Source organism: Streptomyces sp. NPDC030183, from assembly GCF_055573455.1.
In genome coordinates, this window is sequence record NZ_JBVIBK010000047.1 from 1 (window position 1) to 12,932 (window position 12,932).

Below are 12,932 nucleotides of genomic sequence, written 5' to 3' on the forward strand. Positions count from 1 at the left end.
ACCGCATCAGCGTCCTGTTCGCCATGCTCCGCGACGGAACCTTCTACGAGCCGAGGAGCCCTCGACTCGCTTGACGAAGGACATAGAGGCACCCCCCGTTTCTCCCAGGGGACTCACCCGGCCGCCCGTGTGACGGACTTCCGGTTCACCGACGTCCGCCGAACTCCCAGTCGTGGACCTCGATGTCGGCGTACCGGTCCCCCGTCAGGACGGCGCGGGCCGCGTCCGCGTCCGGGGCCCTGAGCAGGACGGCCGTGCCCAGCCAGGTCGCGCCGTCGTCGGACAGCAGCGGCCCGTACGCGATCAGCTCCTCGTGGTCGGACGGCACAGTGAGGTCGGCGGGCAGGCCGGAGCCGAGGCCGAGGACCAGGTACCGGTTGCCGCCGCTCCGGCCGCCGGGGAACTCCCACATGGTGCGCCCCAGCAGATTGCGCCACCGGCGCAGCAGGACGTCCCGGTAGGCGCCGGCCTGGTATGTGGGTTCGTCGAAGGCGAACGCGCGGGCGGCCGCGGCATCCGGCAGGTCGACGATGTGGACGCTCCCGGTGGGCGTCTCGCCGTCCTCGGCGAAGGTCGGGCCGCGGGCGATCAGCTCCTTCTCGTACTGGTCCATGTAGGCCCAGTGCGCTTCCCCCAGTTCTTCACGCAGGGGGAGGGAGCCGGGCCGGTCTCGGTGGTAGCAGAGGAACTCCATGGGCAGACCTTCGCCGACATCCCACGGCGCCTCAACCGACTTTCGCGGGCGAGGCGATGTCGAGTACCCCTTCGAGTTCACGCCGGTGCACGCGGAGCTGTGGCCCGCCCCGGACGGGAACGGCCCGCGCGGTTGGGCTGCGCGGCGTGCATCCCGTGATCGACGTCCTGGCCGCCTCGGAGGTGGACTGTCCGGAGCGCCTCTGGGGGCAGCTCCTGGTTCACCGCAGCCGGGCGGCTCCGCACCTCGCGGCTCTGGGCGCGGTTCGCCCGCCCGGGGACTCGCGGCGGCTGCGCCGGGGGCAAGTACCTCGCCTGGATGCGGGAGCCGCACGCCGCCGTACTGGTCGGGCGGGGCGGGGTGCGGCTGCTCGGCTATGCGGTGGTGCGTGTCGTCCACGCCGCTGGGTCATGGCAGTGGGGCAACCAGGTGGGCGTCCTGGAAACCCTCGTCGTCGATGACGAGGCCCGCGGCGCCGGAGTGGGACAGGCAACTGCTCGCGGCGGCTCGCCGAGGCGGGTGTCGAGGTCATGAAGATCTCGGCCATGGCGGGCAACGACGGCGCCCAGCGCTTCTACCGGCGTGAAGGCGCCGTCGACTTCACCGAGACGCTGGTCATGCCTGTCTCGGAGTGACAGCGGTGGGGCGGGGCGGGCCGTCGGGGTGGCGCGCCCCGCCCCACGGGAGTCAGCGGGTGTTCGGCTTGAGCCGGTCCTGGGCCTGGGTCGCGATGACGGCGGCCTGGACCCTGCGCTCCACGCCCAGCTTCGCGAGCAGCCGGGAGATGTGGTTCTTGACCGTCTTCTCGGCGAGGTAGAGCCGCTGGCCGATCTGGCGGTTGGTGAGCCCCTCGCCGATCAGGGCAAGGATCTCCCGCTCCCGGTCGGTCAGGCCCGGCAGGGCGTCGGGCTCGGTCTCCGGTTCCTGGCCCTGCCGCAGCCGCGCCATCAGCCGGGCGGTCGCGCTGGGGTCGAGCAGGGACTGGCCGGCGGCCACCGTGCGCACGGCGGACACCAGGTCGGAGCCCTGGATCTGCTTCAGCACATACCCGGACGCGCCCGCCATGATCGAGTCCAGCAGGGCCTCCTCGTCGTCGAACGAGGTCAGCATCAGGCAGGCCAGCTCCGGCATGCTCGAGCGCAGCTCCCGGCACACGCTCACGCCGTCGCCGTCCGGGAGGCGCACGTCCAGCACCGCCACGTGGGGGCGCAGCGCGGGGACCCGAACCAGGGCCTGCTCGACGTTGGCGGCCTCGCCGACCACGGTGATGTCCGGCTCGTCGTTCAGCAGGTCGTGCACTCCGCGCCGTACCACCTCGTGGTCGTCCAGCAGGAACACCCGGATCGGGTTGTCGGGTCCGGGCCGCTCGCCGTCCGCCATCGAATGCTCCTCGCTCGCTCCGCGTCGATCCCACGCCGGACCGCCATGGGGCGGCCGGCCACTGTCCACCGCCGATCCTCCGTGATCCCGGGCCGAAGGGCCAGGGCCGGAAGGCCCTATCGGACCCCGAGGGGGCCGGTCGGCCCCACCCGCGAGGACGTCCAGCACCTGCCGCCGTCCGCGCGCCGGACCGAGCCTGGAACGGCATCGCGTCGACGGAGTTCGGGAGCATTCCATGAAGGCAGCAGTGGTCACGTCGTTCGGCCGGCCCTTGGTGATCGAGGAGCGGCCCGATCCGCAGCCCGGCCCCGGCCAGGTCCGTATCCGGGTGGAGGCGTCCGGGCTGTGCCACACCGACATCCACGCCGCGCACGGCGACTGGCCGGTCAGGCCCACGCTGCCGTTCGTCCCCGGCCACGAGGCCGTCGGCGTCGTCGAGGCGCTCGGCGACGGGGTCACCCACCTGGAGGTCGGGCAGCGGGTGGCCGTGCCCTGGCTGGGCTGGGCCTGCGGGCGGTGCGAGCACTGCCTGTCCGGCTGGGAGACGCTGTGCGAGCGGCAGCGGAACACCGGCTACGGCGTGGACGGCGGCCACGCGGAGAAGATGCTCGCCTCCGCCGACTTCGCGGCCTCCGTGCCCGACGGCATCGACCCGCGCGACGCGGCGCCGCTGACCTGCGCCGGCGTCACCACGTACAAGGCCGTGAAGGTCGCCGAGGTGCGCCCCACGCAGGTGGTGGCGGTCTCCGGGATCGGCGGTCTCGGCCACCTCGCCGTGCAGTACGCGAAGATCGCCGGAGCGACCGTCGCCGCGATCGACGTCACCGACGACAAACTGGACCTCGCCCGTGAGCTGGGGGCCGACATCCTGATCGACGCCCGCAAGGAGGACCCGGCCGAGGTGCTCAAGCGGCACGGGGGCGCCCACGCGGCGATCGCCCTCGCCGTCGACGAGGGCGCCTTCGCCTCGGTGTACGGCGGGCTCAGGCGCGGCGGCAAGCTCGTCATGGTGGCCCTGCCCGCCGGCGGCACCATCCGGGTGCCGATCTTCGACACGGTCCTCGGCGGCACGTCGGTGACCGGTTCGATCGTGGGTACCCGCCAGGACCTGGACGAGGTGTTCCGGCTGCACGCGGCCGGACGCACAAAGGTGATCTACGAGACCCGCCCGCTGGAGACGGTCAACGACGCGATCGCCGAGGTACTCGACGGTCACGTCAAGGCGCGCATCGTCTTCGAGATGTGACCCCGCCGCATCGACATGCCCCCCCCTCCCCCGGAAGCCGGACGAAGGAGCGCGACGCCATGGTCCGTTATGTGTACGAGTTCGCCGAGGGCGGCCGGGACATGGCCGGTCTCCTCGGCGGCAAGGGCGCCAACCTCGCCGAGATGACCCGGATGGGCCTGCCGGTGCCACCCGGCTTCACCGTCACCACGGAGGCATGCCGGGCCTACCTGGCCACCGGCTCCGCGCCGGACGGTCTGGCCCGCGAGATCTCCGAGCACCTGTCCGCCCTGGAGGAAGCGGCGGGACGGCGGCTGGGCGAGCCCGCCGACCCCCTGCTGCTGTCGGTCCGCTCGGGGGCCCGTTTCTCCATGCCCGGCATGATGGAGACGATCCTCGACGTCGGGCTGAACGACGAGTCCGTGCTGGGCCTGGCGAAGGTGTCCGGGAACGAGCGCTTCGCCTGGGACTCCTACCGCCGTCTCGTACAGATGTTCGGCAGTACGGTGATGGGGGTCGACGGCGCGCTGTTCGAGGACGTCATGGCCCGGCTCAAGGAGCGCCGTGGGGCCGTCGACGACCTGGGACTGGACGCGGCCGACCTGGCCGAGCTGGTCGAGGCGTACAAGGAGCTGATCCGCGACCGGACGGGCGAGTACTTCCCCCAGTCGCCCGCGGAGCAGCTGAGCCGGGCCGTCCTCGCGGTCTTCGAGTCCTGGAACGGCGAGCGCGCCCGGATCTACCGCCGCCGCGAGCACATCCCCGACGACCTGGGCACGGCCGTCACCGTGCAGACCATGGTGTTCGGCAACCTCGGCGCCGACTCCGGCAGCGGGGTCGCCTTCACCCGCGACCCGGCCACCGGCCGGCCGGGCCTGTACGGCGACTACCTGCCGAACGCGCAGGGCGAGGACGTCGTGGCCGGCATCCGCAACACCGTCCCGCTGGACGAGCTGGGCCGTATGGACCCGGAGTCGTTCGCTCGGCTGCGGGACCTCATGCGCACCCTGGAGACCCACTACCGGGATCTGTGCGACATCGAGTTCACCATCGAGCGCGGCACCCTGTGGATGCTCCAGACCCGGGTCGGCAAGCGGACGGCGGAGGCGGCGTTCGCCATCGCGGGCCAGCTGGTCGAGGAGGGGCTGATCAGCGAGGACGAGGCGCTGACGCGGGTCGGCGGGAGCGGGCTGGCGCGGCTGATGTTCCCCCGCTTCGACACCGCTGCCGTCGGAGACGCCCTCGCCCACGGCATCCCGGCCTCGCCGGGCGCCGCCGTGGGCGCGGCCGTCTTCGACTCCGCCGAGGCGGTACGGCGTGCCGCGGCCGGGGAGAAGGTCGTCCTCGTACGTCAGGAGACGACCCCCGACGACCTGCCGGGCATGGTCGCGGCCCAGGCCGTGCTGACCAGCCGGGGCGGCAAGACCAGCCATGCGGCCGTGGTGGCGCGCGGCATGGGCAAGGTCTGCGTGTGCGGCGCGGAGGAGATCACGGTGGACCCGCGGGGGCGCCGCTTCACCGCGGGCGGTACCACCGTCGAGGAGGGCACCGTCATCTCCGTCGACGGGTCCGAGGGGGCCGTGTACCCGGGTGCGGCCCCACTCGTGGACTCGGCGGTCATGCGGTACTTCGAGACCGGCGGGCGGGACGAGGAGCCGACGGGGCTGGTGGCCGCCGTGGCCCGGGCCATGCGGCAGGCGGACGGGGTGCGGCGGTTGGGTGTGCGGGCGAACGCCGACACGCCCGAGGACGCCGCGCGGGCCCGGCGGTTCGGCGCCGAGGGCATCGGGCTGTGCCGTACCGAGCACATGTTCCTAGGGGACCGCAGACAGCTGGTCGAGGCGATGATCCTCGCCGCCACGGACACCGATCGCGCACGGGCGCTGGACGCGCTGCTGCCGCTGCAACGCCGGGACTTCGTCGGCATCCTGGAGGCGATGGACGGGCTGCCGGTCACCATCCGGCTCCTCGACCCGCCGCTGCACGAGTTCCTGCCCGACCGCACCGAGCTGGCCGTCCGGCTGGCGGCCGCCGAGGCGCAGGGCAGTCCGCCCAGCGCGCACGACGCGGAGCTGCTGGACGCGGTGAACCGCATGCACGAGGAGAACCCCATGCTCGGCCTGCGCGGCGTCCGCCTGGGCCTGGTCGCGCCGGGGCTGGTCGCGATGCAGGTACGGGCGATCGCCGAGGCGGTCGTGGAGCGCAAGCGGGCGGGCGGCGACCCCCGGGCGGAGATCATGGTGCCGCTCGTCGACACCGTCGAGGAACTGCGGATCGTGCGCGAGGAGGTGGAGCGGGTCCTGGCGGAGGTCGCCGAGCGGTCGGGCGTCGCCGTCTCCTGCCCGGTCGGCACGATGATCGAGCTGCCGAGGGCCGCGCTCACCGCGGGCAGGATCGCCGAGGAGGCGCGGTTCTTCTCCTTCGGCACCAACGACCTGACCCAGACCACCTGGGGCTTCTCCCGTGACGACGTCGAGGCGGAGTTCTTCTCCGCCTACCTCGACAAAGGCATCTTCAAGGTGTCCCCGTTCGAGACGATCGACCGTGAGGGCGTGGGCCGGCTGGTCGAGATCGCCGTGGCGGAGGGCCGCGCGGTGCGCCCGGACCTGAAGATCGGCGTCTGCGGTGAGCACGGAGGCGACCCCGAGTCGGTGCACTTCTTCCACACCGCCGGCCTCGACTACGTCTCCTGTTCCCCCTTCCGGGTCCCGGTCGCCCGACTTGAGGCCGGGCGGGCCGCGCTGCCGGGGACGGACGGCGGCGACAGCCGGTGAGGAGGGAGTGGGCGTGATGACGCGCACCGTCGTCGGTGAGGTGATGACCCGTGAGGTGGTCGCGGCGCGCCGGGACACGTCGTTCGAGGAGGTGGCCCGGCTGCTGGACCGGTACCGCATCGGCGGTCTGCCCGTGGTGGACCACGACGACAAGGTCGTGGGCGTGGTCTCCGGGACCGATCTGGTCCGCCGACCGGCGGCGGGGGCCCCTCGGGGCCGGGCGCCGGTCGTGGCCGAGGCGGTGACCGCCGGGGATCTGATGTCGTCGCCCGCCGTCACGGTGCACCCGGAGCAACGCGTGGCGGACGCCGCGCGCGTCATGGAGCGGCATCGCGTCGACCGGCTGCCCGTGGTGGACGAGGAGGACCGACTGATCGGCATCGCCACCCGGCGGGACCTGCTGCGGGTGTTCCTGCGCACGGACGAGGAGATCCGCCGGGACGTGACCGACGAGGTCCTGCCCCGTGCGCTGGGCCTGCCGCCCGGGACCGTCACCGCGTCGGTCCGGGACGGCGTGGTGAGGCTGGAGGGCCGACTGGAGCGGCGCAGCGACATCCCCGCCGCGATCCGGCTGACGTGGCGGGTGGACGGGGTGGTCGGCGTGGTGAGCGCGCTGACGTTCCGCGTGGACGACGCCGGCCCCGTCGAACCCCGCCCGATGGGCGCTCGCCGGGTCCGGTGACCCTCGCCGGGACGGGACACAGGACAGGACGAGTCGGCGTCGGCGATGAGGGGAAACGAACCGGGTCCGGGGCCCGTTGCGTCTTCAATGTCCCGCGTCCTCGGCACCCGCCGGAGAGGCTGCACGGCCCGGGAAGCGGGCCGAACGTCCCTGTCGTCAGGCCCTGCGGGCGTCTGGTCCTGCGGGCGTCAGGGGCTCAGTGGCTCAGGGGTCGAGCGCACCGATGGCTGCCGGCCCTCCGGTGCGTTCGACGACCGTCGCCCCGGCCTCTGCCTTGGGCCCGCGGCGCAGTTGCCGGGGGGCGTCGACGAGGGGACGCGCGTCCCGGGTGCCGTAGCCGGTGAAGACGCAGGGGACGTCGGTGAGGATGAACAGGAAGTCGGCCCGCGTCCACCGAGTGACCAATGGCCCCATGACGGCGTGGGCGGCACACGGGAAGCTGGGGGTGCTCCGTCACCGACTGGCGGGCGGGCACGAGGAGTTGTGTGATGGCGAAGGCGTATCTGGTGGGCGGCGGTATCGCCGCGCTCGCCGCGGCGGCGTTCCTGATCCGCGACGGCGGGTTCGACGGCTCGGACATCCATCTGTTCGAGGAGCAGCGGCGGATCGGCGGCGGTCTGGACGCCGACGGCACCGCGGACACCGGCTACTGCCTGCGGGGCGGGCGGGTGTTCGAGGCCGAGTACCGGTGCACGTACGACCTGCTCTCCGGCATCCCCTCGCTCGACGACCCGTCGGTGTCGGTGACGCGGGAGATCCTCGCCGAGCACGAGCGGTTCACCGGGGACGGTCTCGCGCGCCTCGTCGACGGGGACGGGAGGGTCCTCGACACGCGCTCGACGGGCTTCTCCGAGCGCGACCGACTGGACCTGGCCCGCTGTCTCGCGACCCCCGAGGCGCATCTGGACGGCAGGCGGATCAGCGACTGCTTCGGCGAGCACTTCTTCACCACGGCCTTCTGGTTCCTGTGGTGCAGCACGTTCGCCCTCCAGCCCTGGCACAGCGCCATCGAGTTCCGCCGCCACCTCAAGCGGTTCCTCCATCTGCTCCCGCGACTCGGGAACCTGTCGGGCGTGCACCGCACCCGTTACCACCCGTACGACTCGGTCGTACGGCCCCTGACGGCCTGGCTGCTCGAACGCGGGGTGACCGTCCACACGGGATGCCGGGTCACGGACCTGACTTTCGCTCCGGGCCACCGGGACATCACCGTCACGGCCCTGTCCGTCTTCCGGCACGGACGGGACGAGAGGGTCGCGGTGGCGCCGGAGGACCTGGTCCTCGTGACCAACGGGTCCATGGCCGACTCCGCCTGCGTCGGCTCGCACACCGCGCCGCCGCCCCCGCCGCATCCCCGCTCGGACGCCTGGCTGCTCTGGCACCGGCTGGCGCGGGGCCGCGACGACTTCGGCAACCCGGACGCGTTCGACAAGCGGGTCAAGGAGTCGCGTGTGGGGACGTTCACCGTCACCACCGAGGACCCCGGGGCGTTCCGGGACGCGCTGGCGAAGTTCGCCGGGCACGGGACGGACCACGGCGGCCCAATGACGTTCACCGGCTCCGGGTGGCTGCTCACGATCGTCGCGGACGACCGGCCGGTCCGCCCCGACCAGCCCGAGGACGTCGGGGTCTGGTGGGCTTACGCCCTGCACCCGGGCCGGGCCGGCAACGGGACGCCGAAGCCGATGACGATGTGCTCCGGCCGGGAGATCCTCGAAGAGGTCCTGCACCATCTGCGTCCCGACGAGGCCGTGGCCGCGCGTGTCCTGGCGACCTCCACCGTCGTACCGTGCCTGATGCCGTACGCCACCAGCCAGTTCCTGGCCCGCCGACGCGACGACCGGCCGGAGGTGGTGCCCCGGGGGTCGGTCAACCTCGCGTTCATCGGGCAGTTCGCCGAGGTACCCGCCGACGCCGCCTTCACCGTCGAGTACTCCGTACGGACCGCGTGGACCGCCGTGGCACGCCTCCTCCGCCTCGACCGGCAGCCGCCCGCCGTCTACAAGGGCCACCACGACCCGCACGTACTGGCCGCCGCGCTGGAGCACGTGCACCGGCGGTGACCGGACCGCTGGTCGCCGCCAGGACGCCGGGCTCCCCCGGCCCGACCGCCGAGGCCGCCGCCGCCCTCCACGGGTCGACGACGAGGAGGAGCACGGCGACGTCCGCGACCGTCCTCCAGCCGCTCAAGCAGGCCGCCGCCGCGTCGCGCGGATGAGCGCCCCGGCCGTGGCGGTGCACGCGGACGCCCTGCCTGGCCCGCGCCGTGCGGGCGGTGGAGGGGTCGTCGACATCCGGACCGGTCTCTCGCCCCGTTGACAAGAGGACGTTTCCAGGGCGGGCCGGGGCCGAAGGGCTCCTGGGGCGTCCCCGACGGCGGCGGAGACCGGAGGGAGCGAACGCAAGCGTCGAGGGGGCGAGAGCCATGCGGAAACGGCTGGTGAGTGACCTCGGCTTCCCGGAAGAAGTGACATCCCCCGAGGGGACGTTCGATCCTGGCGCGTTCCCCGTCGGCGTGTTGTCCTGAATGCGACGGGAAGGGCCCCTTGGGAGAGACGCGGAGAAGCGGCCCGCGAGGTCGCGCACCGCGCAATCAGGATCCGCGAGAAGCGGATGGGGCCCTTCCCGTGCCGCGCCCCGCCTGCCCGTCCACCGGCCGTGCTTGCGTCGCCGTACGGCACTGACCGGCCGGCAGCCCTCGGCAGGGTGTCGCCCCCGACGCACACCCCGCACCACCCGCACCACCCGCACCTGCACCTCACCTGCTGAATTGCAAAATTTAGCAATTCACTAGATGCTGTGGTGCCGCGCCCGTGTCCGCCGGGCACCGCACGTGTGGGCCGCTCCCGGACGGGGCGCCGCAAGGAAGCCGAGGGGTCGTGTCCGTTCCGCTGTTCCAGGCCGTAGCCGTAGCCCCGGGCGAGGGTGCCGCGTGACCGGTGTGGGTGCCGGCCGGGCTGCCGCGGCACGGCTCACCGGACTGCTGCCCGCCCGTGCCGACCTGGCGGCCATGGGGCGCTCTCCCCGGCGGGACCTGCTCGCCGGTCTCACCGTGGCGGTCGTGGCCCTGCCGCTCGCGCTCGGCTTCGGTGTCGCCTCGGGTCTCGGTGCCGAGGCGGGACTGGCGACCGCCGTGGTGGCCGGTGCGCTCGCCGCCGTGTTCGGCGGGTCCGACCTCCAGGTGTCGGGGCCGACCGGGGCGATGACCGTGGTGCTGGTGCCGATCGTCGGCGAGTACGGGACGACCGGAGTGCTCACCGTCGGGCTGATGGCCGGCCTCATGCTCGTGGCGCTGGCCGCGGCACGGGCCGGGAGCTGCATGCGGTACGTACCGGCGCCGGTCGTGGAGGGCTTCACCCTCGGCATCGCCTGCGTCATCGGGCTCCAGCAGGTGCCCCAGGCGCTCGGTGTGCCCGCGCCCGAGGGCGACCGCGTGCTCGTGGTGGCCTGGCGGGCCGTCGAGGCGTTCGTGGGGAACCCGGACTGGACGGCCGTCGGCCTCGCCGGGTCGGTCGCCGCGATCATGCTGGTGGGCGCCCGGCTGCGGCCGACCGTCCCGTTCTCCCTCGTCGCCGTCGTCGCGGCCACCGTCGTCGCCCGGGTCGCGGACCTGGACGCGGCGCCCATCGGGGACCTGCCGTCGGGACTGCCCGCGCCCTCGCTCGGCTTCCTCGACCCCGGCGCGCTCGGCTCGCTGCTGGCCCCGGCCGTGGCCGTGGCGGCGCTCGCGGCCCTGGAGTCCCTGTTGTCCGCCTCGGTAGCGGACGGAATGACGGTGGGGCGGCGGCACGACCCCGACCGTGAGCTGTTCGGCCAGGGACTGGCCAATCTCGCGGCGCCCCTGTTCGGCGGGGTGCCCGCGACAGGGGCGATAGCCCGGACCGCCGTCAACGTCCGTACGGGCGCCGGTTCCCGCCTGGCGGCCCTGACCCATGCCGCCGTCCTCGCCGTGATCGTGTTCGCCGCGGCACCCCTGGTCGCGACGATCCCGCTCGCGGCCCTCGCCGGTGTGCTGCTGGCCACCGCGGTCCGCATGGTCGAGGTCGGCTCGCTCCGGGCGATGGCCCGCGCGACCCGCTCGGACGCGCTGATCCTCGTTCTCACCGCGGTGGCGACCCTCGCCCTGGACCTCGTCTACGCGGTGATCATCGGCCTGGCGGTGGCGGGGGCGCTCGCCCTGCGGGCCGTGGCCAAGCAGGCCCGACTGGACCGGGTGCCGCTCGACCGGGGCGACCACAGCGCCGAGGAGCACGCCCTGCTCGCCGAGCACATCGTCGCGTACCGCATCGACGGGCCGCTCTTCTTCGCCGCCGCGCACCGCTTCCTGCTGGAGCTGACCGAGGTGGCGGACGTACGGGTCGTCATCCTGCGCATGTCCCGCGTGTCCACGATGGACGCCACGGGTGCCCTCGTGCTGAGGGACGCCGTGGAGAGGCTGACGCGGCGCGGCGTCCTCGTCCTGGCCTCGGGGATCCGCTCCGGGCAGCGCCAGGTCCTGGACTCCGTCGGCGCGCTGGAGCCGCTGCGGCACGAGGGCCGCGAGTACGCCACCACCCCGGAGGCGATCCGCGCCGCCCGCCGCCACCTGGAGACGGCCGGGATCCTGCCCGCGGGCAGCGTCGACGGAAGGACGTCGCGGTGATGACCACGCGACTGGACGCGCTGCCGCTCCGGCACGTGCTCACGCTCCCGGCCATGCCGGCCGCCGTGCGTCTGGCCCGGGAGACAGCGGAGTTGGCCCTGATCGAGTGGGGTGTGGGGCTGCGGCACCCCACCGTGGACCCGGCCCTGCTGATCCTCGGCGAGCTGGTCGCCAACAGCGTCCGGCACGCCGCGCTGCTCTCGCCGCAGCTGACCGTGATCTACGGGGCGAGCAGGGACCGGCTGGCCCTGGCCGTCCACGACAGCCACCCGTACCGGCCTCCGCTGAACGGCGCGCTCGCGGGCCAGGGCACCGGAGGACTGGCCACCGTCATGGAACTGACGCTCGGGCTGGGCGGCACCGCCGTCATCGACCCGGACACCGACGGGAACGGCAAGAGCATATGGATCACCCTGCCCCTGTGAGCGCGGTGGAGGCGGTCGGCGGTGCCTGCGGCTTCAGCGGACGACCATCACCTCGGCGACCGGCGCGCCGGGACGGCCCTGGGAGGGCCCTCGCCTCGGCGATCGTGGGGCCTCACCGGCTGCGTGGCTCGCTGATGTCGGCCATTGCCGGGCTCGTCATCGCCGTGTCCGGCGGGTCGGTTCATCCCGCGGGTTCGGCGTGGTCGGCGCGGCAGGCGAGGATGGACCGCATGTTCCTGACGAGTGAGTGGATGCGACGCACCGCGCCCCTGCCGGTGAGGCCGTGCCGTTGCGTCGAGGAGGCGCCGGCGCGATGAGTAAGCCGCTGTACCAACTGAAGGCCGAGTTCTTCAAGACGCTGGGCCACCCGGCCCGCATCCGGGTCCTGGAACTGCTGAGCGAGCGTGAGCACGCGGTCGCGGAGATGCTGCCCGAGGTGGGTATCGAGCCCGCCCACCTGTCCCAGCAGCTCGCGGTGTTGCGCCGGGCCAACCTGGTCAAGAACCGCAAGGAAGGGTCGACGGTGTACTACTCGCTGACGAGTCCGTACGTCGCCGAACTGCTGCGGGTGGCGCGGACCATCCTCTCCGGGGTCCTCGCCGGGCAGGCCGAACTGCTGGCCGACCTTCAGGCCGCGCAGGGAGAGGGAGCGGGAGAGCCACCCGCCTGACACGCTCCCGTAAAGCGACGGGCGCCCCGGGCGGCGTCACCCTCCTGGCGGCTGATCCGGCAGGGGCCAGCCGGTCTCCGGGAGGTCGCTCCGCCCGGTCCCGGCGGCGCCCACGCCCTCGATGTCCCGCGCGGCGACGCGCACCAGCTGCCGGCCGAGGTCGTGCAGGGCCCTGCCCGCCGCGAGCTCGTCACCGATCTCCGGCACGTCCATGTCCTCGGGACTCCGGTGCGCCGCCCCGTGCCCGACGAGTTCCGTGGTCCCGGTGTCCAGCACCACGCGCGCCTTGGTGGTCCCCTCCTCCTCGAAGAGATGGAGACGGACTCTCCATTCCGCGGTATGGGCCATCACGGTCCTCCTCTTCTCCGTGCGGAGCGCCCCGACGCGGTCGCCCCGCTCCATGCGTCGAGCGGGTCGGCGGACGGGCGGCGGGAGGGGCG

Annotated in this window: 12 protein-coding genes and 1 pseudogene; 9 read left to right on the top strand and 4 right to left on the bottom strand. The window is 73.4% G+C overall.

Annotation, left to right across the window (positions count from 1 at the left end):
• Positions 1-145 precede the first annotated feature (145 nt).
• The gene (locus ACZ4Z2_RS35685) at positions 146-694 is read right to left on the bottom strand and encodes a YciI family protein (protein WP_468081793.1); all 549 of its coding nucleotides are present in this window, start codon (positions 692-694) and stop codon (positions 146-148) included.
• 318 nt (positions 695-1,012) lie between these two features.
• Here ACZ4Z2_RS35685 and ACZ4Z2_RS35690 point away from each other — a divergent pair, with 318 nt between their 5' ends.
• On the top strand, positions 1,013-1,228 hold the full coding sequence (locus ACZ4Z2_RS35690; RefSeq protein WP_468081794.1) for a hypothetical protein: 216 nt from the start codon (positions 1,013-1,015) through the stop codon (positions 1,226-1,228).
• A 153-nt stretch (positions 1,229-1,381) separates the two neighbouring features.
• Here ACZ4Z2_RS35690 and ACZ4Z2_RS35695 read toward each other — a convergent pair whose 3' ends face one another.
• On the bottom strand, positions 1,382-2,074 hold the full coding sequence (locus ACZ4Z2_RS35695; RefSeq protein ID WP_468081796.1) for a response regulator: 693 nt from the start codon (positions 2,072-2,074) through the stop codon (positions 1,382-1,384).
• Positions 2,075-2,309: 235 nt separating this feature from the next.
• Between ACZ4Z2_RS35695 and ACZ4Z2_RS35700 the strand changes: the two genes are divergently transcribed.
• Genes ACZ4Z2_RS35700 through ACZ4Z2_RS35710 form a run of 3 tightly spaced genes read left to right on the top strand, consistent with a single transcriptional unit; the run spans position 2,310 to position 6,755 of the window.
• Positions 2,310-3,320, top strand: a complete 1,011-nt coding sequence (locus tag ACZ4Z2_RS35700) for a zinc-dependent alcohol dehydrogenase (protein ID WP_468081798.1) — start codon at positions 2,310-2,312, stop codon at positions 3,318-3,320.
• A gap of 59 nt (positions 3,321-3,379) precedes the next feature.
• Complete coding sequence (ppdK, locus tag ACZ4Z2_RS35705) at positions 3,380-6,073, top strand: pyruvate, phosphate dikinase (protein ID WP_468081800.1); 2,694 nt, start codon at positions 3,380-3,382, stop codon at positions 6,071-6,073.
• A 16-nt stretch (positions 6,074-6,089) separates the two neighbouring features.
• A complete protein-coding gene (locus ACZ4Z2_RS35710; protein WP_468081802.1) occupies positions 6,090-6,755 on the top strand; it encodes a CBS domain-containing protein in 666 nt (221 codons plus the stop codon).
• 210 nt (positions 6,756-6,965) lie between these two features.
• Here the strand turns inward: ACZ4Z2_RS35710 and ACZ4Z2_RS35715 are convergent.
• A pseudogene (locus ACZ4Z2_RS35715) lies at positions 6,966-7,142 on the bottom strand (carbamate kinase); the annotation flags it as partial.
• Between the two features lie 101 nt (positions 7,143-7,243).
• On the opposite strand from ACZ4Z2_RS35715, the gene ACZ4Z2_RS35720 reads away from it, so the two are divergent.
• The 5 genes from ACZ4Z2_RS35720 to ACZ4Z2_RS35740 all read left to right on the top strand — a co-directional run bounded on the left by ACZ4Z2_RS35720 (position 7,244) and on the right by ACZ4Z2_RS35740 (position 12,492).
• On the top strand, positions 7,244-8,818 hold the full coding sequence (locus ACZ4Z2_RS35720) for an oleate hydratase (RefSeq protein WP_468081803.1): 1,575 nt from the start codon (positions 7,244-7,246) through the stop codon (positions 8,816-8,818).
• Positions 8,815-8,973 carry a hypothetical protein gene (locus ACZ4Z2_RS35725; protein WP_468081804.1) on the top strand — a complete coding sequence of 53 codons (159 nt, stop codon included), beginning with the start codon at positions 8,815-8,817 and terminating at the stop codon, positions 8,971-8,973. Before ACZ4Z2_RS35720 ends, ACZ4Z2_RS35725 begins: the two co-directional genes overlap by 4 nt.
• Before the next feature lie 792 nt (positions 8,974-9,765).
• The gene (locus ACZ4Z2_RS35730; RefSeq protein ID WP_468081832.1) at positions 9,766-11,397 is read left to right on the top strand and encodes a SulP family inorganic anion transporter; all 1,632 of its coding nucleotides are present in this window, start codon (positions 9,766-9,768) and stop codon (positions 11,395-11,397) included.
• Positions 11,397-11,822, top strand: a complete 426-nt coding sequence (locus ACZ4Z2_RS35735) for an ATP-binding protein (RefSeq protein ID WP_468081806.1) — start codon at positions 11,397-11,399, stop codon at positions 11,820-11,822. The genes ACZ4Z2_RS35730 and ACZ4Z2_RS35735 overlap by 1 nt, the downstream gene beginning before the upstream one ends.
• A 313-nt stretch (positions 11,823-12,135) precedes the next feature.
• Complete coding sequence (locus ACZ4Z2_RS35740; RefSeq protein WP_468081807.1) at positions 12,136-12,492, top strand: ArsR/SmtB family transcription factor; 357 nt, start codon at positions 12,136-12,138, stop codon at positions 12,490-12,492.
• A 36-nt stretch (positions 12,493-12,528) separates the two neighbouring features.
• Here ACZ4Z2_RS35740 and ACZ4Z2_RS35745 read toward each other — a convergent pair whose 3' ends face one another.
• Positions 12,529-12,840, bottom strand: a complete 312-nt coding sequence (locus ACZ4Z2_RS35745; RefSeq protein ID WP_468081809.1) for a DUF1876 domain-containing protein — start codon at positions 12,838-12,840, stop codon at positions 12,529-12,531.
• Between the last annotated feature and the right edge of the window lie 92 nt (positions 12,841-12,932).